Origin of the sequence: Tamilnaduibacter salinus (assembly GCF_003096655.1) — a bacterium.
GTDB classification, from domain to species: Bacteria; Pseudomonadota; Gammaproteobacteria; order Pseudomonadales; family Oleiphilaceae; genus Tamilnaduibacter; species Tamilnaduibacter salinus.
The window spans coordinates 263,363-282,036 of sequence record NZ_QEKQ01000001.1 but is presented as its reverse complement, the minus strand read 5'-3'; the positions used below and the strand labels follow the sequence as shown (position 1 = coordinate 282,036).

The 18,674-nt window shown below is 60.4% G+C and carries 20 protein-coding genes and 3 pseudogenes; 12 read left to right on the top strand and 11 right to left on the bottom strand.

Annotated features, from left to right (window positions below):
* Window positions 1-52 precede the first annotated feature (52 nt).
* Both C8D92_RS15625 and C8D92_RS01355 read right to left on the bottom strand, forming a co-directional pair.
* Window positions 53-265, bottom strand: coding sequence for a ribonuclease HII (locus C8D92_RS15625; protein WP_095611930.1), 213 nt, complete (start codon window positions 263-265; stop codon window positions 53-55).
* 44 nt (window positions 266-309) lie between these two features.
* The gene (locus tag C8D92_RS01355) at window positions 310-753 is read right to left on the bottom strand and encodes a hypothetical protein (RefSeq protein WP_207775092.1); all 444 of its coding nucleotides are present in this window, start codon (window positions 751-753) and stop codon (window positions 310-312) included.
* Between the two features lie 1,763 nt (window positions 754-2,516).
* Here C8D92_RS01355 and C8D92_RS15995 point away from each other — a divergent pair.
* A pseudogene (locus tag C8D92_RS15995) lies at window positions 2,517-2,885 on the top strand (transposase); the annotation flags it as partial.
* Window positions 2,886-2,957: 72 nt separating this feature from the next.
* On the opposite strand, the pseudogene C8D92_RS15805 reads toward C8D92_RS15995, so the two are convergent.
* A pseudogene (locus C8D92_RS15805) lies at window positions 2,958-3,128 on the bottom strand (helix-turn-helix domain-containing protein); the annotation flags it as partial.
* Window positions 3,129-3,255: 127 nt separating this feature from the next.
* Between C8D92_RS15805 and C8D92_RS01345 the strand changes: the two are divergent.
* The 6 genes and pseudogenes from C8D92_RS01345 (at window position 3,256) to C8D92_RS01320 (ending at window position 6,582) form a co-directional block, all read left to right on the top strand.
* Window positions 3,256-4,230, top strand: a complete 975-nt coding sequence (locus tag C8D92_RS01345) for a UDP-glucose 4-epimerase family protein (RefSeq protein WP_095612047.1) — start codon at window positions 3,256-3,258, stop codon at window positions 4,228-4,230.
* Window positions 4,231-4,341: 111 nt separating this feature from the next.
* Window positions 4,342-4,560 carry a hypothetical protein gene (locus tag C8D92_RS15975; RefSeq protein WP_095612048.1) on the top strand — a complete coding sequence of 73 codons (219 nt, stop codon included), beginning with the start codon at window positions 4,342-4,344 and terminating at the stop codon, window positions 4,558-4,560.
* A gap of 77 nt (window positions 4,561-4,637) precedes the next feature.
* Window positions 4,638-4,801: pseudogene (locus tag C8D92_RS01335) on the top strand (polysaccharide biosynthesis protein); the annotation flags it as partial.
* 125 nt (window positions 4,802-4,926) lie between these two features.
* The gene (locus tag C8D92_RS01330; RefSeq protein ID WP_095612049.1) at window positions 4,927-5,814 is read left to right on the top strand and encodes a chemotaxis protein; all 888 of its coding nucleotides are present in this window, start codon (window positions 4,927-4,929) and stop codon (window positions 5,812-5,814) included.
* A 220-nt stretch (window positions 5,815-6,034) separates the two neighbouring features.
* Window positions 6,035-6,313, top strand: a complete 279-nt coding sequence (locus C8D92_RS01325) for a BrnT family toxin (protein ID WP_095612050.1) — start codon at window positions 6,035-6,037, stop codon at window positions 6,311-6,313.
* Complete coding sequence (locus C8D92_RS01320; protein ID WP_116918216.1) at window positions 6,310-6,582, top strand: antitoxin; 273 nt, start codon at window positions 6,310-6,312, stop codon at window positions 6,580-6,582. Before C8D92_RS01325 ends, C8D92_RS01320 begins: the two co-directional genes overlap by 4 nt.
* 81 nt (window positions 6,583-6,663) lie before the next feature.
* Here the strand turns inward: C8D92_RS01320 and C8D92_RS01315 are convergent, their stop codons facing one another.
* Window positions 6,664-7,152, bottom strand: coding sequence for a GNAT family N-acetyltransferase (locus tag C8D92_RS01315; RefSeq protein ID WP_095612226.1), 489 nt, complete (start codon window positions 7,150-7,152; stop codon window positions 6,664-6,666).
* Window positions 7,153-7,279: 127 nt separating this feature from the next.
* On the opposite strand from C8D92_RS01315, the gene C8D92_RS01310 reads away from it, so the two are divergent.
* Complete coding sequence (locus C8D92_RS01310; protein ID WP_095612227.1) at window positions 7,280-7,720, top strand: DUF4124 domain-containing protein; 441 nt, start codon at window positions 7,280-7,282, stop codon at window positions 7,718-7,720.
* A 4-nt stretch (window positions 7,721-7,724) separates the two neighbouring features.
* On the opposite strand, the gene C8D92_RS01305 is transcribed toward C8D92_RS01310, so the two are convergent.
* The gene (locus C8D92_RS01305; protein ID WP_095612228.1) at window positions 7,725-8,063 is read right to left on the bottom strand and encodes a tRNA-binding protein; all 339 of its coding nucleotides are present in this window, start codon (window positions 8,061-8,063) and stop codon (window positions 7,725-7,727) included.
* Window positions 8,060-8,548 (bottom strand): hypothetical protein, encoded by a 489-nt coding sequence (locus C8D92_RS01300; protein WP_095612229.1) that lies wholly within the window; start codon window positions 8,546-8,548, stop codon window positions 8,060-8,062. The genes C8D92_RS01305 and C8D92_RS01300 overlap by 4 nt, the downstream gene beginning before the upstream one ends.
* Window positions 8,549-8,699: 151 nt before the next feature.
* Here C8D92_RS01300 and C8D92_RS01295 point away from each other — a divergent pair, with 151 nt between their 5' ends.
* Complete coding sequence (locus tag C8D92_RS01295; RefSeq protein ID WP_116918215.1) at window positions 8,700-10,412, top strand: aminotransferase class III-fold pyridoxal phosphate-dependent enzyme; 1,713 nt, start codon at window positions 8,700-8,702, stop codon at window positions 10,410-10,412.
* 14 nt (window positions 10,413-10,426) lie between these two features.
* Here C8D92_RS01295 and C8D92_RS01290 read toward each other — a convergent pair whose 3' ends face one another.
* Both C8D92_RS01290 and asd read right to left on the bottom strand, forming a co-directional pair.
* On the bottom strand, window positions 10,427-11,077 hold the full coding sequence (locus C8D92_RS01290; protein WP_095611745.1) for a hypothetical protein: 651 nt from the start codon (window positions 11,075-11,077) through the stop codon (window positions 10,427-10,429).
* Between the two features lie 347 nt (window positions 11,078-11,424).
* Window positions 11,425-12,300: an archaetidylserine decarboxylase gene (gene asd, locus C8D92_RS01285; protein ID WP_228151253.1), complete on the bottom strand. Its 876-nt coding sequence runs from the start codon at window positions 12,298-12,300 to the stop codon at window positions 11,425-11,427.
* Window positions 12,301-12,437: 137 nt separating this feature from the next.
* On the opposite strand from asd, the gene C8D92_RS01280 reads away from it, so the two are divergent.
* Both C8D92_RS01280 and C8D92_RS01275 read left to right on the top strand, forming a co-directional pair.
* The gene (locus C8D92_RS01280) at window positions 12,438-12,974 is read left to right on the top strand and encodes a methyltransferase (protein WP_095611747.1); all 537 of its coding nucleotides are present in this window, start codon (window positions 12,438-12,440) and stop codon (window positions 12,972-12,974) included.
* Window positions 12,975-13,099: 125 nt separating this feature from the next.
* Window positions 13,100-13,894, top strand: coding sequence for a hypothetical protein (locus C8D92_RS01275; protein WP_095611748.1), 795 nt, complete (start codon window positions 13,100-13,102; stop codon window positions 13,892-13,894).
* Window positions 13,895-13,913: 19 nt separating this feature from the next.
* Here C8D92_RS01275 and C8D92_RS01270 read toward each other — a convergent pair whose 3' ends face one another.
* Together C8D92_RS01270 and C8D92_RS01265 are read right to left on the bottom strand one after the other, a co-directional pair.
* Window positions 13,914-15,671 carry a monovalent cation:proton antiporter-2 (CPA2) family protein gene (locus C8D92_RS01270; protein WP_116918214.1) on the bottom strand — a complete coding sequence of 586 codons (1,758 nt, stop codon included), beginning with the start codon at window positions 15,669-15,671 and terminating at the stop codon, window positions 13,914-13,916.
* A gap of 257 nt (window positions 15,672-15,928) precedes the next feature.
* Window positions 15,929-16,426 carry a PEP-CTERM sorting domain-containing protein gene (locus C8D92_RS01265; RefSeq protein WP_158222383.1) on the bottom strand — a complete coding sequence of 166 codons (498 nt, stop codon included), beginning with the start codon at window positions 16,424-16,426 and terminating at the stop codon, window positions 15,929-15,931.
* Between the two features lie 240 nt (window positions 16,427-16,666).
* Here C8D92_RS01265 and C8D92_RS01260 point away from each other — a divergent pair, with 240 nt between their 5' ends.
* Complete coding sequence (locus C8D92_RS01260; protein ID WP_116918213.1) at window positions 16,667-17,578, top strand: bile acid:sodium symporter family protein; 912 nt, start codon at window positions 16,667-16,669, stop codon at window positions 17,576-17,578.
* Here C8D92_RS01260 and C8D92_RS01255 read toward each other — a convergent pair.
* Window positions 17,575-18,612, bottom strand: a complete 1,038-nt coding sequence (locus tag C8D92_RS01255; protein ID WP_116918212.1) for a sodium:calcium antiporter — start codon at window positions 18,610-18,612, stop codon at window positions 17,575-17,577. The two genes, C8D92_RS01260 and C8D92_RS01255, sit on opposite strands and share 4 nt — an antisense overlap.
* Window positions 18,613-18,674: the final 62 nt, after the last annotated feature.

The window sequence follows — 18,674 nt, the reverse complement described above, 5'->3', positions numbered from 1 at the left end:
TTAAAATCCCCGCAAGAACAAAGACGTGACAAATTGTAGACTTGGGATTTCCTTAACGGGTAATCGTTTTACTCACCACTCCTGACCAAGAACTCTCAAGACCATTGACGTCCACAGTCCGAATGGCGAAGTGCCAGGTTCCCTCTACAAGACCAGAAATCTCATACTTCATTACCTGACCGTCTTCGATGACAACTTCCTCCGACATATCCTGTGCGTTTTCCTCTAATCCGTATCGGACCACATACTGATCGATCTCTCCCATGGCAAGAGACTCACCATTTTCCCGGGTCAGCGGCGCCTGCCAGCTCAGTGTTGCTGAACCAGTGACGGGTTCGGGCTCTGGTGCAGGCTCGGGCTCTGGTGCAGGCTCGGGCTCTGGCGCAGGCTCAGGCTCTGGTGCAGGCTCAGGCTCGGGCTCTGGCGCAGGCTCAGGCTCTGGTGCAGGCTCAGGCTCAGGCTCTGGTGCAGGCTCAGGCTCAGGCTCTGGTGCAGGCTCAGGCTCTGGTGCAGGCTCGGGCTCTGGTGCAGGCTCAGGCTCTGGTGCAGGCTCAGGCTCTGGTGCAGGCTCGGGCTCTGGTGCCGGCTCGGGCTCTGGTGCCGGCTCGGGCTCTGGTGCCGGCTCAGGCTCTGGTGCCGGCTCAGGCTCTGGTGCCGGCTCGGGCTCTGGTGCAGGCTCAGGCTCTGGTGCAGGCTCGGGCTCTGGTGCAGGCTCGGGCTCCTTCGATACCGGCTCATTTTCATCAGCGACATGACCAATGTTCAGCAAAGAAGTATCAATAGAAGCCAACGCCTGACTCAGCTGGCTCGCCTCCTCGTCAGACGCGACATTCGAGTCGCTATGAATGAACGCTTGCTCAGTAGCGGCCAGTAACACCAGCTCTGCGCTGGGAGCAAGCTGATCACCTGACAGCGCAGGCAGCGACCCATTGCGACCAATGACCAGCTCAAAATCATTGATCACCTTTGCAAGAGAACCCCACCTTTCATCTTCCGCAAGTGCCAGAAACCCTGCATTCACCAATGACGACTGGATCCGTTCAGCATCAGCAAGTAAGGCCGCCGGAGAGGCCAGGTCTATCTGGGAGCGGCTCAGAACACCCTCCGATAAACCGAATTCCGCTTCCATAGTCCTCAGAGCGGAACGATAGCCAGTCACTCCTGAGTCGCCATTTTTCAGGGACAAGCGGTGAGCAAGTGTACCGATAGGAGTCAGCACAGCCTCAGCCCCAGAGCCCTCGGATGGATCAACCACAGTGGTCATGGAAAGGTCATTCCCGGGCCAAAATGACTCTCCAAAGATGACCGCTCCCCCCCCGGGTGTCCTACATGACGGCCGCACGTCGCAACGCATTTGGGTGGCACTGTCTGAGCTCAACACCACCTTTAGAGGTTGATCAGAGAGATCCATCGGGACACCGACGCGAAATCGCCCGCTGCTGTCTGTACGGACACTATCACCAACCTGCTGCCAAGTGTTCCCGCCCACAGAACGGTAGACGGTAACCAACCCGTTGTTGATAGCACCTTTGACCGCTGAGCCCTCTACCCAAACCAGGGCACCAGTGTTTGTAGGTTCAGATTTGGCCTCTACTGGCGCGGCACCCGACGAATCGCCTCCTCCGCCACCGCATGCAGCAAGCAAAAAACCGAAGACAGTTATGAGTGAGGCTTTTACCAACCAGCTGATCGACGAGAACATAGCAGCTCCGAATTTAAAAAATCGACGATGGTATGTTAGCCAGGCATGATGTCAAATAACGTTAAAAGCGTTGCGTTTTTGGCGCAGTTTTTCGCCAATTTTCTGTCGCGCAAGACAGCTCAGTAAGTTAAGTCGTTGAAACCAATCGCCCGAGGCAATGAAGGAGGGAGTCAAGACGTCTTCCTTACTATATTTCGGCGGCTTTCCCTCAAGCGCCTGCACCTTCCCACTTGCAGCCATTAGAGTCGCCTGCGCGGCGCCGGTATCCCACTGGCAGGTTGGCCCTAACCTCGAATAGATATCGCCCTATCTGTCAGCGTCGTTGTCGCCTGAACATTTCGGAGGACAACCATGCCCCATTATTCACCGGAACGTAAGGAAGCCGTTCTCCAGAAGACGGTACCACCTCGTAGCCTGACGATGGCCAAACTGGCCAGCTAGGAAGGCATCAGCACCGCGATCTTGTACAATTGGCGCAAAGTCGACAGAGAGCGAGGTCCCGTTTTGCCATCGAACTCAAAGGGTGTAAACAAAACATTGTGTGATGCTGGCTTCAACTGATTGACCAAATCACAACGCTGACAGAGTGTCGAAGACAGGCCGTCCCAAGCTCTTGGGGCCAGACAAACACGAGCTTTTGCTCGAGATTGTTGCTTCGAACCCGCTCGCGACGCTGGATGAAATTACCGCACTGGTAAGTGAGCGCCTGGGCCGTACGGTTCATCCGGCGACCGTTCGTCGCTCATTGCGCGAGGCGGGCGTGAAGCGCGAGCACGCCTTGGTCAAGCCCGCCGAAAGACCGAAGACGCAGCGTTACGGCTACACTGAGGCTCGCCGCAGCCAAGCCCCCGAGCAGCTTTATCCGAGCTGCCTGACGGATGTCGAAGGGGAATTGGTGGCGGATCTGTTCGAGAAGCCGGGCGGCCAGGGCCTGCCTCCCACTCACAGTCGCAGAGCGATTGTCGATGCCTGCTGTTATGTCGTTCGAACGAGCTGCTCCTGGCGTATGCTTCCCAAGGAGTTTCCGCACTGGGATAACGTGTATAAGTCCTTCCGCCGGTGGAGCAAGGCGGGCAAGTTTGAGGCGATGCATGATCGTCTGCGAGAACAGTGGCGCGAGCGAGAGGGCCGCGCCGCCACGCCCAGCTCGGCCGTACTGGATGCGCAATCCACGCGGTCTTCTGGCAAGCTCCCGGATCTGAGCGCCGCTCAGTTTCCTGGGACGGCCGGAAATCTGTTTGGCCTTCAGTGCGTCAAAGCCGCCTTCTCGATAAGCAGCCAGCCATTCGTAGATTCGGGCCCGGCTCATGCCAAGCGCTTTGATGACGACTTCCGGGCTCTCGCCAACAATGACTCGTTGAACGGCGCGAACGCGAATGGCTTCTAATGTTTTGTGATCAAGTTTACGACCGTCATCGTGGCGCATGCGTGTAGATATCCGATAAGCTTGGCGAACGACAGCTCAATCATAAATGATGCTCGCTTACGTTCTTACCCACTAGTAAACTGTCCCGATTTTACAGAAATATTGGTCTTGGAGAAGTTTTCCAACTGTGGAGCATCCCGTTAAGAACGTCATCCTCACAGGCGGCAGCGGTTTTATTGGCCGACGTCTACTGGACGTCATGTCGCGGCATTGGAGTCGCGACAATGTGATAGAGGTGAGTCGGTCCGGTCGAAATTCTGGTGAAAACTCGAATCATTGTGTCCAATGGGATTCGCTGCAGGAAGAGTTGGGGCTGCTGGCGGATGCTAATGTGATCATTCATCTCGCAGGACTAGCTCATGTTCTGAAGGACGCGGCTAGCGATGCCTTTGCCGAGTATTATCAAGTTAATGTTGAAAGAACCCTGGAGCTGGCAAAAATTGGCGTTGAAGCCGGTGTGCAACGATTTGTCTATGTCAGCAGCATCAAAGTCAACGGCGAACAGACCCTGCCAGATTCTCCATTCCACGCGGATGATGTCCCTGCCCCGGAAGACGCTTACGGCCAGTCCAAGATGGAAGCGGAAGAAGCCTTGAAAGCCCTGGGGCGTGAAACCGGCATGGAGATTGTCATTATTCGGCCTGTCCTGGTGTATGGCCCGGGTGTGAAGGGGAATTTTCGCGCTCTGTTGAGTTGGGTGAAAAAGGGCTTGCCTTTACCGTTGGCGTCCGTAGACAACCGCCGAAGCTTTGTGGCAATCGACAACCTAGTGGATCTGCTGGTGACTTGCGTGGACCACCCGGCAGCGGCCAATCAGACCTTTCTGGTCAGCGATGGAGAGGATCTTTCGACGCCAGACCTATTACGGCGACTTGCCTCGACGTATGGACAAAGGGGGAGATTGTTTCCTTTTCCAGTCGGTGTGCTGCGATGGATGGCCGCACTGGCTGGCAAAAGGGGAGCGATGAAAAGGCTAACGGGGTCGCTTCAGGTTGATATGACGAAGACCCAGGAACTGCTGGATTGGACGCCACCGGTTTCCGTTGACGATGCGCTGAAGGCGGTTGTTCAGGAGAATCGGGACGGGACTGGCTCTTCATGATGAACCTCCCATACCACCCGGGCGAGCTTGCATTACTGTTCGTCGAAACCTGGGAGGCACCGGGTTGCTCCGACGCTATACGCTGATGATTTACTCCCGGCTGAAGCGTTTATGGAGTTGTGGCTGGGCGGAAGCTTCCTTCTGTTAATGAGCGGAGCGGGCCCGTTGGCTATACTCTCAGGAGTGCTGGCGATGACGGGCCTGAGGTTTCTGGTCTGGAACTTTCCTTCTGCGACAATCTTCGTGGGCGACACTGGAAGCGGTTTTATAGGGCTGATTCTGGCTGGCCTGGCACTGATCGCGGGTTGGCATCAGCCGGAATTGTTCTGAGGATGGCTCATCCGTGATGGGGGTGTTCATCGTCGATGCAACATGGACGTTGCTGCGTCGGCTTATGGCGGGTGAGGACGCACCCGGATATCATCCGCTATTTGTGACCATTCCAGAGGCCAGTCAGTTGGCGCTGCAGGCGGGCAGTATTGGCGAAGACGGAGAAGTCTTTGTTCTGGATATGGGGGAACCCGTCCGAATCGCTAATCTTGCGCGGAAAATGATATACCCGATGGGGCTGACGTGACCTGCTGCCCCCAGCGGTGAACAAGCTCCCCTCTTCCCTTGTCCTCATCGGGCCCGTACGACAAACTTGGTTGAACATCGTCACTCTGATTGTGCAGAACAGGTTGAGCGGCCCGTCTTATGTCGATCCATGATCAACAAATCCAGAAGCTGCTTCTGTTCCATCTCTCGAGCACTCGGTTGTTTGCACTCGGCACCCTCAAGATCCGTGAAATACTGCCGTTTTCGCCCTTGAACAGACTGCCCCATAGCCACCCTTCGGTGATCGGGACGTCGACGTTTCGGGGCTCGGCAGTGCCTGTCATCGATATGGCCGCTGCCGTCGGCCAGCCTCCCCTGTCGCCGGAGGAACGAGAGCGGGGCTCGATCATCATTGCCGACGTGCAGCGTCAGGAAGTGGGCTTTCTGGTGCGAGGTGTTCGGAAGATCATTGAGGCCGACTGGAAACAGGTCATGCCACCGCCCAGGGGGCTCGGCGAGCATGCCTTCGTGACCGGCCTTCTGGATCTGGACGGTGAGATCGTTCAGTTGATTGATGTTGAACTGCTACTGGCCAGGGTATACCCCGAGTCTTTGGCACCCCAGGTGATCGAGCTGACGTATCCCCAAAAAGAGGCGCTACGGGCACTGAACATCCTGCTGGTGGATGACTCCCGGGTCGCCCGGAAACAGATCTGCGATGCGTTGGACCAGCTGGATGTGCGTTATCAGGCCGCCACAAACGGCTCCGAAGCCATGCAGATGCTGGTCCGGGATGATGAGCTTGGTCACTCGGTGGACATTCTGGTCAGCGACATCGAAATGCCGGGGCTGGACGGCTACGAACTCACGTTCAATGTGCGGGACAACCAGCCCCTGAAACAGCCCTATATTATTCTCCACACGTCGCTGAACAGCCAGATGAGCCTCGAATACGCCAATCAGGTGGGTGCTGATGAGGCCCTGACCAAGTTCGATGCGGACGAGTTGCTGGCGGCCATTCTGCGGGGCGCTGGCGAGTCGGCTTAGGCACAGGTTGCCCGCATCCTCCACAAGGACGTCGAAGGGCGGTTGCACGAAGAGCCGTAGCGCCCCCTGGATGAAGACGCGGACCGGTCGCCCTGCGGGCGACTCCGAAGTCGGAGACATCGGCTACATGTCACTGCGCCTCCCTACTCCGTTCGCCCGCCCACTACGCACTCCGTCAAAGCCTGAGCACAAAAAGCACACAACGTGCTAAAATCCACTCATGAAGCCGATGACATGGAACCCGGAGAAGAACAGGCTTCTCCAAAAAGAAAGGGACATCTCGTTCGAGGATGTGGTGTTGTGCATCTCGATAGGGGGAATTCTGGATACATTCGAGCATCCGAATCAGGAGCGGTATCCTGGCCAACGACTTCATGTGGTTGAGATAGAGGGATACGCCTATCTCGTGCCCTTCGTCGAATCCGAGGATGACGTTTTTCTGAAAACGATCATTCCGAGCCGGAAGGCGACCAAGACCTATTTGGGAGGTCCGAAATGAACAGGCTGGACAAAGAAGAGCAGGACATTCTGGACGCGTTCGATGCCGGCGAGTTGCAGCGGGCCCCCGACGTTGAGGGTCGTAAAGAACGGCATCAGCAGTACGCCGAAGCCATGTTCAGAAAGGATGCCCGCATCAACATCAGGCTGTCTTCCAAGGACCTTCGCGGGCTACAGAAAAAAGCGCTGGTCGAAGGCATTCCCTATCAGACGCTGGTTGCCAGCATCCTCCACAAGTACGTCGAAGGACGGTTGCACGAGGACACGTAGCCGACCTGGCATGCACCTAGGATGGGGGCGCAGACCGGCCGCCCTGCGGGCGGCTCCGAAGTCGGAGACATCGGCGACATTTCAGCGGCCGCCTGCCGCCAGATCCTCAAGCGCCTTGCCCGTCATCCGGTACCCGACCCATTCGCTCTGCGGGCGAGCGCCGAGGGATTCGTAGAAGCGAATGGCGGGTTCGTTCCAGTCCAGTACGTTCCATTCGAACCGGGCGCAGCCGCGTTCGACCGCCACGCTGGCGAGGTATTGCAGCAGTTGTTTGCCGGCACCGCCGCCGCGCTCCGATGGTGTGACGAATAGGTCTTCCAGGAACAGGCCGTGGCGGGCTTTCCAGGTGGAGTAGTTGAAGAAGTAGACGGCGAAACCGACCGGCTTCCCACCCTTCTCGCAGAGCACGGCGTGGGTGACGGAATCCGGCCCGAACAGGGAGTCGGCCAGCGAGGCTTCCGTGGCCTCCACCTCGTGCTCGGCTTCTTCATAGATCGCCAGCTCGCGGATGAACCGCAGGATGGTGGCCACGTCGGCATCGGTGGCCTTTCGGATGTGATAGTCGGACACAGTGTTTTCCTTTACTCGATACGTCGTGCGAAAAGCATACACAAGCGGGAAAGCACGACAATGACACGATTTTCTGTGGTGGTATCCGCTACACTGTATCCGCCAGTTGTGAATCAGGAAGTCGATTATGCGTAAGGAAACGATTCTGGCACTGACTCTGTGCCTGTTCCCCACCCTCGCCGCAGCCGAGGTATACCAATGGACCGATGAAAACGGCCGGACCCACTTTGGTGACCGCCCGCCCCAATCCCAGTCATCCAAAAGCGTCTCGATCAACACAGCAGAGCCCGTGGGCACCGACCGGGATCGGCAGGAAAAGCTAAACCAGTTTCTGGAGGAGCGTCGCGAGGCGCGCGAAGCCGAACGTGAGGAGCGACGCCAGGCCGAGGCGGAAGCGGCCAAGCAGGCGAAGCGGTGCAAGAAGCTGAGCGGTTACATCAAGCACCAGAAGAGCGTGTCACGGTTCTACCGGATCACGGAGAACGGTGAGCGGGAATACCTCAGCGAGGAAAAGGCCCAGGCGCTGCGTGAGCGCAACCGGGCGCGGTATGAGAAGGAGTGCGGTTAAGCGGTCAGGCGAGACGGGCCCCGTTGGGCACCTCTGCATCCGGCGTGGTGAGGACGACGCTGCCGTCCTCCCGGTGAAACCCGGTGACCAGGCACTCGGACATCATCGGGCCGATCTGTTTGGGCGGAAAGTTGACCACGGCGACCACCTGTTTGCCCACAAGCTGGTCGCGCTCATAAAGATCGGTAACCTGGGCGCTGGACTGGCGCACGCCCACCTCGGGGCCGAAGTCGACGCGCAGGCGGTAGGCGGGTTTGCGCGCCTCGGGGAAGTCCTCCACCGCGATCACGGTACCGACGCGCATCTCAACTTTCTCGAAGTCGGACCAGTCAATCGTCATCAGATGCTCTGCTGCCGGTTTGACGAGTCATTGGACGGGGCCTGACGGCGCTCTTCCCAGGCTTCGGAGAAGGCCTTATAGGCGTCTTCAACGTCTTTCTGGATGTTGTTCCAGGCCTCGGCGGAGTCACCCTGCAGGCGTTCGTACCAGCGGCTCAGCGTCGCTCGCCGGTCTCGCAGCTCGTCGAGGCCCTGTTGGGCGTCTTCGCGGGCCTGGTCGCTCATGGCGTCCCAGTTGTTCTGGAGCTGCTTCTCCAGTTCAGCGATGCGCCCGTCCAGTTCATCCAACGTCTTTTTGAGCTGCGCCAGTGCCTCCTGGTGTTTCTCCGCACCGAAGTCCTGAAGCTTTTCCGTCAGGGACAGAATGTCCTGCTGCAGGTCCTCCATGCTGGGAGGCGGTTCCGCGCCCTTCTCCGCCATCACAGGGCCGGCCATCAGCGACCCGCTCAGCAGCGCGGCAACGGCCACTCGGTGCCAGGCATTGTTCATCGTGGATACCTCCCATCGTGTTCAGAAACCGCGCTCAGCATCGCATGGCACAGCGGCGATTTCCATGCTCCGAACCTGACGATCCTGTCATACGGTTCTCACATTCCTCGCGCACGCTGAACGGTCACAACCATGTTCAAGGGAGGCCGATATGGCATCAACCGTGGTGATTACCCTCCTTGCGCTGGCGGCCGTACTCATTCTCGCCCGCCGCGCTCAGATCCGGCTGCGGCTGTCCCGCGCCAAGCACCCGTCGCTTCAGGGCCATTCGAAGATGGCGCGGCGCGTGGCGCGGCTTGTGCCGTTCTACGAGTTCACCGGCGATGGGTTCTTTGACTGCGATGGCGCGCCGCCGGAGGTGGCCAGCCGGCGCCGGGGCGCCTTTCTGCGTCTGGCCATGCTGTTCCGCGACCGGTCTCCCCGATCCCGGGCGGTCACCCAGTCTCTGGAAAAAGGGCTGTCCGACGTCGGGTTCGTGAACCGCTATCGGGTGCCGTTCCAGTTCCGCCGCCAGGTGCGCGAGCATCTGCCGCAGGGCATGGTGGCGGAGGCGTCGTCCGGTGTTCAGATCCAGGATCTGGACGGCCACTGGCATTACGATCTCTCCGGCTCCTATGGCGTCAATGTCTTCGGGTACGACTTCTACAAGGACTGCATGGCCGAGGGGTTCCGCCGCGTCGAGGCCCTCGGGCCGGTTCTTGGCACCTATCATCCGCTGGTGGCCGACAACGTGCAGCGCATCCGGGCGCTCTCGGGGCAGGACGAGGTGTCGTTCCACATGTCCGGCACCGAGGCGGTCATGCAGGCGGCCCGGCTGGCCCGGTACCACACCCGCCGCTCTCATCTGGTGCGTTTCTGCGGTGCCTACCACGGTTGGTGGGACGGCGTTCAGCCGGGCATTGGGACCCAGCGGCAGGTGGACGATGTGTACACCCTCAAGGATATGGACGAGGACACACTGACCGTGCTGCGCACCCGGGACGACATTGCCTGCGTGCTGGTGAGCCCCTTCCAGGCGCTGCATCCCAACGGCGGCGCACCAGGGGATGCGACGCTCGCCGCCAGTGACCGCCACTGCCACTTCGACCCCGAGCCCTATCGGCAGTGGCTGCATACGCTGCGCGAGGTGTGCACCGAGCGCGGCATTGTGCTGATCTTCGACGAGATCTTTTCCGGCTTCCGGCTGGCCTGGGGCGGCGCCCAGGAATACTTCGGCGTGCGGGCCGACATGGTCACCTACGGCAAGACACTGGGCGGCGGCCTGCCAGTGGGCGTGCTGACCGGCCGGCAGGACCTGATGAAACGCTACCGGGAGGACCGCCCGACCGATGTCTGCTTCGCCCGCGGCACCTTTAACTCCCACCCGCATGTGATGGGCTGTATGAACGTGTTTCTTGAGCGCATCGAGGCACCGGACATCCGCGAAGGGTACCCGGCCCTGCGTCGCCAGTGGTACGAGTGGGCCGAGCGCCTGAACGCCGCATTGGCGGAGCGCGAGCTGCCGGTCCGCGTGGTGAATCTCGTATCCATCTGGAGCGTGCTTTACACGCGACCAAGCCGCTACAACTGGATGTTCCAGTATTACCTGCGAGCCGAGGGGCTGTTGCTGTCCTGGACCGGCACGGGCCGGTTGATCTTCAGCCACAACTTCACGGAGGAAGACATGCAGGCGGTCATCACGCGTTTTGTGGCGGCCGCCGAGGCAATGGAGCACGACGGCTGGTGGTGGTCCGCGCCGGGCACCACGAACAAGGGCATCAAACGTCGCATTCTGCGGGAAATGGCGGTGCGGGCACTGGGATGGCGGGAAAGCGAAGGGCCGGTGCCGGTACCTGCACGGCAGGAGCCGGCATCACGTGGGTGATGCCGGCCCGATGATCAGACAGACCGGACGCGCTCTTCGTCCTCCATGGTCGTGGCGGCGCGCTCGCTGACTTCCGTCATGGGATCGATCAGTTGCCCCCGCATCAGGTAGAACGGTGAACGGTAATACATCTTGATGTCGTGGAAGGGGTCGGTGAGGATCTTGAGGAACCACACCAGCCCGGTCGACACATCGCGAATGAAGAACAGCTGCACAGTGCGGAACACCAGCGCCGCGCCGCCCAGACCAATCCACAGGACGGACAGGCTGTAGAGGTAGCCGGACCAGCCGCTGAACGGCTCCATCAGCCCGAACATCGCCGGCTGGAACCACAGCACCACCGGCGTCAGCGCCCAGATCGACAGCAGCACCACCTTGCGCTTGAGGTTGTACCCAACCTTGATGTCTTCTTTGTGTTCATGGGTGACGCGGTTGACCTTGTCGTAGTCCTTGGGCTCGAAAAAGAAATGACCGATTTGGCGCGACACCATGGCCAGGCCCCACCCCATCAACGCGGACACCACCGGGTTGATGGTCAGGTAGGCGTAGGCCGTCAGAAAGCTGAAGGCGCTGAGCAGGTGAAGCGACTGATTGATGCGGCTCTGATGGTAGTAGCGGTGATCGTCCCACCGCTGCTCCTGTAATTCCTGAAATACGTTCATCATAGGGACGGGTCTCATCTCTGCTGTTTTCAACCCGTCCATTGTTGTTGCTTTGTTGTGATGGTTTGATAACAGCCAGATGACGCCCCAATGTCAGGGAGCCTCTGAAAAGGGTTCATCACGGGTTAGGGTGAAAACGGGACGCTGGGACCTGTAGCCGATGTCTCCGACTTCGGAGCAGCCCTCAGGGCTGCCTGATTCCGGACGACCGGTCGGCGGTTACCGGCAAACATCGGTCGCTCTCGCGAGCGACTCCGAAGTCGGAGACATCGGCTACAGGTGCAACACCGTTCAACATTGGAACCGGCCGCCTTTCCTGCGGTTTCACAATGCTCTGCGACGAGCCCTTTTCAGTGGTTACGACGGGCCAGTAACGGCTGCCCGACCCGGATGCGCTCGCCGTCGTGGCGGTCCGGGTGAACGCGATACTCCGGCCCGGTGAACATCAGAATGGTCGAGCCCTGCTGGAAGTAGCCCATCTCCTCCCCTCGTGCATAGCGCGCGTCGCACCGCTGGAAGACGGGACCGCGATAGCGCAGATCCAGAGTGTCGTGCAGGGCGTGCAAGCGGATGCTCGCCACGAGAATCGCCGCTACCGGCACCATCAGGAACCGCGCGCCCGATGGCTCGTGCGTCATCTCCAGCACGGCCCGCTCGTTCCGGCAGAACAGCCGCTCGACGCGTTTCAGCGCGACGGGATTGACGTTCCAGGTGTCGCCCGAGTGATAGCGGACCGAGTTCAGCCTCAGATCGTCCGGCGCGTGGAACCGGTGGTACATGCTAGCCGTGATGCGCAGCGTCACGAAGGTGCCATCACGATACGAATCCGCCAAGGCCTGGTCGCCGAGCAGTTCGGCCAGTTCGTAGGGATAGCCCTTGGCCTGGATGACCTCCCCCCCACGGACCGTCCCCGACGCGCCAACGATGGCATCGCAGGGACTGACCATTGCCTGCGGGTCGGGATCGACCGGCCGCATGCCGGGTTTGAGTTCCCGGATGAAGCAGTCGTGCATGCTCTCAAAACGGGTCTTTCGGGCTTCTTCCAGGTGCAGGTTGCCGGCGAAGGCCTGCCAGAGCCGCATCGACACCGCACGGACGACCGGCTGGCGCACCCTGCTGAAACGGCCCATGAACAGCGTGGCCCAGCGCCTCGGAATACGGTTGGTGAGCAGGAAATTGAGTCGCTCGGAACGGCTCAGTCGATGAAGGGGGCGGGCGGGGATCAATCGGCATACTCCTGACAGCGTGCTCTTATGGTGGCGGATGGTGGCAGGCGGAGATGACGGTGGCGTGACGCCGTCAAAAAGCGGAAACATTCGGTGGGAATAATCCCTGACATCATTCAGAAACAGGGACCCCCGGAATGCTGGCAGCCGGCCTGATGCTGTGCGCCGTGCTTTTGAGCGTCGAGCGCCTGACCTACTACTTCGTTTCCCACCACCCCGACACCTGGGAGCGGGTGTGTCACCGACGCCCGCTATCGGCACTTGGCGGGCCCGTCAACGCCCTGAACACGCTGTTCTATGGCTTCAAGATCATTCAGCTCGGCGTGTTCTGGGGCTGGTGCATGGTGTTTGGGGACACGCTGTTCCCGCTGCCCACCGCGCCGCTCGCCATTCTGCTGCTCGGCGGTGCCATGATCACCTTCGGGCTGGTGCTCAACGCCAGTGTCTTCCACCGGCTGGGTCGGGTCGGCGTGTTCTACGGCGCTCAGCTCGGGCACACCATCCCGTGGGTGCACGGTTTCCCGTTCTCGCTGTTCAAACACCCGCAGTATCTCGGCACGCTGGTATCCATCTGGGGCTTTTTCCTGGTCATGCGCTACCCGCACGACGACTGGCTCTATCTGCCCTTGCTGCAGACGCTCTACTATGCCTGGGGCGCCTACCATGAGCCGTGAGGACGGCTCTGAAGCAGCTCTTTGCGAAAATGGCCACTCGTTCAAATCCGGCGGCTCTCCAGTGCGATAGGATGTCGGCTGATCACGCCCGCTTCAGGGCCAACGGACGAGGGATAGAACGCATCATGATCAGGACGCTGGTAGGGGCAGGACTGCTGCTGACACTCACGGGCTGTCTGGACGGCCCGGGCCCGGATGCGGGTGGCGATGGACTGGCGGAACCGGACTACACGGGCGGCCCCACCGCCGCCGGCCTGTACAAGGGCCTGACCAACAATGGCGAGGACGTGGTCGGTGCCGTTCTGGAGAACGGTGACTATTTCTTCCTCTACAGCGCGGACGCCGGGGATACCTTCACCGGCGGCATCGAAGGTGCGTTCATCGGCCGGCTGAGCGCCACCAACAGCGATCTCGAGTCCAGCGATGACATCGACTTCAACCTCGACGGGGCGGTTCTCTCCTATGACCTGGGCGGCGCCTATACCAGCGGGCAGGCCCTGATGGGCGAGGTGAATTACGACACCGAGGATGCCGACTTCGTCCGCTTCACCACCGACTACGACGACCAGTTCGACCAGTCCGTGTCGCTGTCGGATGTGGCCGGCGAGTATACCGGTGACACGATCTCACGGGCCCGGGAGGAAGCGGCGGCCGTCATCGTTGAAGCCGATGGCACACTGAGCGGTATTGATGCCCTGGGATGCACCCTGAGCGGCACCATCGCCGCCCGGCCGAACAGCAACCTGTTCGACATCGCCTTTACCTACGAGCCGGCCAGCACCAACGACTGCCCCGACGCTCATGCCGGCCAGGGCTTTGAGGGCTGGGGCTATGTCGACGATCAGGAGCAGGCACTGGTGATGGTGGCCCAGCGCCCGGACGATCGCGAGGTGGCCACCTTCTTTATTGGCCAGCCCTAGTGTCCCGCGCCGACTCACCTCAGTTTTTGTCCGACAGCAGCGAGGCCAGTTCCGCCCGGCCCCGCAGGTTCGCCTCAACCAGCTTGGCCTGATCCCCACGATGCTGGAACTGTTCGTCGAGCATGCGCTCGTCCAGTTCCCGGAAGCTACGGACCAGGTCGATCGCGGTGGACTCGGGCAGGCCCAGTTGCATCAAGGTCAGACGCGCACTCTTCAGGGCAGACTCAAAGGTCTCCCGGACCACCAGCTCAATACCCCGCTCCCGTAACGCGTAGGCATGATGGCGGTCCCGGGCGCGGGCCACGATGGTGACCTGGGGAAAATGCTGCTTCACCAGATCCACCGCTTTCAGCGAGTCATCCACATCATCGACCGACAGCACCAGCACCCGGGCGTGCTCCAGACCGGCGTTGCGAAGCAGGTCGAGCCGGGTGACGTCCCCGAAATAGACCTCGTTTCCGTACCGGCGCAGCAGCGCAATCTCATCAGGGTCCGCATCCAGGGCCGTGAACGGAATCTGCCGCCCCACCAGAATCCGTGCGGTGATCTGACCAAATCGACCCAGCCCGGCGATCACCACCTGCGGGTGACCGGACGGGATCGAATCATGCTCCGCATCCCGGGCATCCCCGCCCTGCTCTTCCGGCGACAGGGCGGTCGTCAGCCGAAGCAGCAACGGCGTCGACGCCATCGACAGGGCGACAACCAGGTTCAGTTGCCCCGCCAGGTCGGAACCGACCAGATCCAGCGCCCGGGCCTGGGTCAGCAGTACGAAGGCAAACTCACCGCCCTGACTCAACAGAATCCCGAACCGCACGGTGCTGCGCCAGGAAACGGATCGCACCTGTGCAATCGCCATCAATACCGCGGCCTTGATGGCCAGCAGGAGAACCAGATAAAGCACAATCGTTCCGGGTGACTCGACCAGCAGCCCCAAATCCATGGTCATGCCAATGGCCAGGAAGAACAGCCCGAGCAGCAGCCCCTTGAACGGCTGGATATCGGTCTCCAACTGCTCGCGGTAGGGTGAGTTCGCCAGCAGCACGCCAGCGACGAACGCCCCCAGCCCCATGGACAGCCCCAGGTGTTCCATCAGGGCCGCCGCACCGAGCACCACCATCAGGGCACTGGCGGTCATGACCTCGCGATTACGAAGTTTGGCCAGCCAGCCCAGCCAGGGATTGAGGGCATAACGCCCTGCCAGCACCATGGCCACCAGCGCCGCCAGTCCGGCCAGCAGTTGGGGACTTTCCCCGTCGCTCTGGCCGCCGGCCAGAACCGGCAATAGCAGCAGGATGGGAATCACCGCCAGATCCTGGAACAGTAGGATGGCAAAGCCCGACCGGCCCTGGGGCGTACCCAACTGGTTGGTTTCCACCAGCATCTGCACGACGAAGGCGGTTGAGGACAGGGCCAGTGTGGCACCAATCGCCAGGCTCTGATTCACCGGAAAACCCAGCAACCAGAACGCCAGGGACAACAGGACGGTACTCAGCCCGACCTGACTGGCACCGAGGCCCACCAGACGATGGCGCTGCGCCCAGAGCTGTGCCGGCTCCAGTTCCAGACCGACCAGGAACAGCATCAGCACAACGCCAAGCTCGGCGAAATGCAGCACCTGATCGCCTCCCATTACCAGCCCCAGGCCCAGCGGTCCCACGATAATACCGGCCACCAGATACCCGAGAATGCTGCCGAATCCCAGCCGCTGGAAAATGGGCAGGAGAATCAGCGCCGCACCCAGCAACACCAGCGCCTGAGAGAAGAACCCGTCCACAGTCACTCCTTATGACACAGCGAATCAATATAGGGATGAACGAAAACCGGCCCAGTATGCCGGAATTCGGGGTGTCAAATCAGCTGACGGTTCGGGTGTCTCGTCTGGTTCATTCGCGGACTGACTAAGCCCTTGAGGGGGAGCAACCCGGCCTGCGGACTGACACCTTGCCCAGAACCGTCGGAGGCACGCAGTCGGTCAGCCATAAAAAAGCCCCGGATGGGCCGGGGCTTGATCGAACGCGGAAGGCGACGGTTTCAAGTGCGCCGATACCGGTACAGAGTCAGGCCGACCAGGCCGAGAACCAGCAGCGCCATGGCGCCAGGCTCGGGAACGGTGGCGGTCGCTTCGGTGACTTCTGAAAAGGAATAGTCTGCACTGCCAGCAGTGCAACAGCTCTCCGTCACCTGGAAGTCGAAGGCATGGGTTCCCGCCGACAAAAACAGATCGTCGACCTGTCCCACGAAATTGTTGCTTCCCGTCAGGTCAACGTCATCCCAGGGCGTGACGGCGCCATCCATCATCAGGGCGAAGGCATCGCCGGCAACACAGCAATCCGTGACACTGATATCGATCAGCGAATCACTGTCGACCGAAATGGCCCAGCCATCCGCCGGGTTGGTCTGGGTACTTCCGATCGTGCCGTCGAAATCAAAAAAACCGGACGCCCCCGTATCCGGGTCAATCGTGACGGGAACAGCGTGTGCTGACATCGCGAACAGGGCGGTCAGCGTAAAAACCAGAACAGACTTCATACAACGTCTCCATGTGACAACTTGTTCATCCTCGGCCTGATTTCTTACAAAGATCATGCCATCACGTATAGCTCTGTTTCTATTGCTATTTTTATGGCCATTACCGGGCTCCCCGGCAGAACCGTAAAATATATCGACACAAAAACATCGAGAACTCATATAGTTACAGGTTGATACAGCAAAACGGCATCAACGCGCTAAGCTGTAGGCCAATCACACGAATAACAAAGAGGCGTTTCCGTGGAATCAAGCCCCCTGATCGACATTGGTCTGCCGATTTCCCTGTTCATCATCATGGTCGGTATCGGCATGACACTGACCGTCCGCGATTTCCGCCAACTGGCGATCTATCCCCGAGGGATCATCGTCGGCTCCATTGCGCAGATCGTTGGTATGCCCCTGCTGGCCGTGCTGATCATCGCCCTGATGGGGCCGACACCCGCCATTGCCGTTGGTCTGGTTATCATTGCGGCGTGTCCGGGTGGGACGACCTCCAACCTGTTTGTCATGCTGTCCAAGGGGAACGTCGCGCTGTCCATCGTCCTGACAGTCATTGCGAGTCTCGTGACGATCCTGAGCCTGCCGCTGTTCACCAACATGGCGCTGCAGCACTATATGGACGAATCCGCCAGTATTGCCCTGCCCGTGGGACGGACCATCGCGATGCTGGTGGTACTGGTTCTGATCCCGGTGACGCTGGGCATGATCTTCCGGTCATTCAAGGCAGAGGCGGCGCAGAAAGCCGAAGGGGTTGTCAGTATCTTTGGTGGGGTTGTGCTCGCTGCGATCGTGGTGGGGCTGGTCGTTTCCCAGTGGGACCGCCTTTTCAGCCTGCTCGGGTCTGCCGGGCCGTCGACCGCGTTTCTTAATCTCGGCGGAATTGCCATGGGCCTGGCAGTCAGTCGCTTCTCCGGGCTTTCACCACGGGAATCGCTGGCCGTCGCCGTGGAGCTGGGTATCAAGAACGGCACCATCGGCCTGATGGTGACATTGACGCTGCTGAAATCGAGCGAGATGTCGATTCCGTCCGCCATCTACGGCGTGTTGATGTTCCTGTTCGGGTTCGTTCTGGTCATAATCGGCCGCCGGATTCTTCCGGACACCAAACCCAGACCGACGCCGGACACAACAAATTCGGAGCCCGGCCACTAACCGGCAAACAGGATCACCACGCCGAGTCCGTAAAGCGCGATGATCGCCACGCTTTCGGCACCGATCTTGCCGATACCGTGGCGTTCACGGCGGATCATCCCCATCATCAGGATGCCGGACATGACCAGTGTCAGCGCCAGCCAGAACGTCGAGTCATCGGGGATGGCGTGATAGATCGAGCCTTCCCGATAGCCCAGATCAGAGGCCGCCATGAAGAGGGTGTCGAAGGCGTTGCCGCCAATAATGCCGCCCACGGCCAGGGTCAGCGCGCCGCGCCGAACCGCCGCAATTGAGGTCACCAGCTCCGGAATCGAGGTGCTGACGGCAGTCAGCATCACGCCCACCACGGTCTGACCCAGATTAGCCTGCGTGGCAATCGTAGTCGCCGCCGGTTCCAGAGCCCAGCCGGCAATGCCCAATATCACGGCCAACCCGAGAAATTCCCCCCAGAGGCGTTGGAGGGCGGGCATACGGCTCGTGTCCTCGGGCGTGTCCTGCCGGGTCTCACGCGTCTGCGACGGTCGCCACATGGGTTTTTCCGAGGCGCTCTGGACCAACCGAAGGCCATAGATATAGAAACCAAACAGAAGCGGGGTGACCGGATGGATGCCCCAGATGGTGACATCCGGCAGGTAGGGGGTCAGCAGAATCAGGGCCAACAGGGAGATCAGCAGCGCATTCTGCATCAGGTTTGGTACGGACGCGGCGGCATGCTCCAGGTTGGCACGCCGGTAGACGATGTCCGCCATCGACAGGAAGAAGGTCTGGACCGCAATCCCACCCACGGCGTTGCTGATCGCCAGCTCGGCATGGCCATGAAGGGCCGCCGTCACCGACAGGACGGACCCGCCCAGCGACGTCGCCCCACCGAGCAGAACCGCCCCGGCGGCCGCTTCACCAATACCGGTCCGGTCGGCCAGTTGATCCACCACCCGCGTGATTCGTGTGCCCACCACGGCAATCGTGAGGGCGCAGATGGCGAAGACAATGACCCCGTGAAGCAGGGTCCAGCTCTCCGGGTTGGTGATCTCCAAGGGGGTTCTCCTGATGCAGGCCGATACGTGAACGCTGTCCAGCGTACGGCGAATGCCCCTGT

What these genes read in the sequence shown, in the direction of transcription:
- C8D92_RS01355 (WP_207775092.1), bottom strand. Translation starts at nt 753, where the DNA reads ATGTCGCTGATGAAAATGAGCCGGTATCGAAGGAGCCCGAGCCTGCAC.
- C8D92_RS01325 (WP_095612050.1), top strand. Translation starts at nt 6,035, where the DNA reads ATGAAGCCGATGACATGGAACCCGGAGAAGAACAGGCTTCTCCAAAAA.
- C8D92_RS01310 (WP_095612227.1), top strand. Translation starts at nt 7,280, where the DNA reads ATGCGTAAGGAAACGATTCTGGCACTGACTCTGTGCCTGTTCCCCACC.
- C8D92_RS15625 (WP_095611930.1), bottom strand. Translation starts at nt 265, where the DNA reads ATGGGAGAGATCGATCAGTATGTGGTCCGATACGGATTAGAGGAAAAC.
- C8D92_RS15975 (WP_095612048.1), top strand. Translation starts at nt 4,342, where the DNA reads ATGGAGTTGTGGCTGGGCGGAAGCTTCCTTCTGTTAATGAGCGGAGCG.
- C8D92_RS01330 (WP_095612049.1), top strand. Translation starts at nt 4,927, where the DNA reads ATGTCGATCCATGATCAACAAATCCAGAAGCTGCTTCTGTTCCATCTC.
- C8D92_RS01275 (WP_095611748.1), top strand. Translation starts at nt 13,100, where the DNA reads ATGATCAGGACGCTGGTAGGGGCAGGACTGCTGCTGACACTCACGGGC.
- C8D92_RS01320 (WP_116918216.1), top strand. Translation starts at nt 6,310, where the DNA reads ATGAACAGGCTGGACAAAGAAGAGCAGGACATTCTGGACGCGTTCGAT.
- C8D92_RS01300 (WP_095612229.1), bottom strand. Translation starts at nt 8,548, where the DNA reads ATGAACAATGCCTGGCACCGAGTGGCCGTTGCCGCGCTGCTGAGCGGG.
- C8D92_RS01280 (WP_095611747.1), top strand. Translation starts at nt 12,438, where the DNA reads ATGCTGGCAGCCGGCCTGATGCTGTGCGCCGTGCTTTTGAGCGTCGAG.
- C8D92_RS01295 (WP_116918215.1), top strand. Translation starts at nt 8,700, where the DNA reads ATGGCATCAACCGTGGTGATTACCCTCCTTGCGCTGGCGGCCGTACTC.
- C8D92_RS01265 (WP_158222383.1), bottom strand. Translation starts at nt 16,426, where the DNA reads ATGAAGTCTGTTCTGGTTTTTACGCTGACCGCCCTGTTCGCGATGTCA.
- C8D92_RS01290 (WP_095611745.1), bottom strand. Translation starts at nt 11,077, where the DNA reads ATGATGAACGTATTTCAGGAATTACAGGAGCAGCGGTGGGACGATCAC.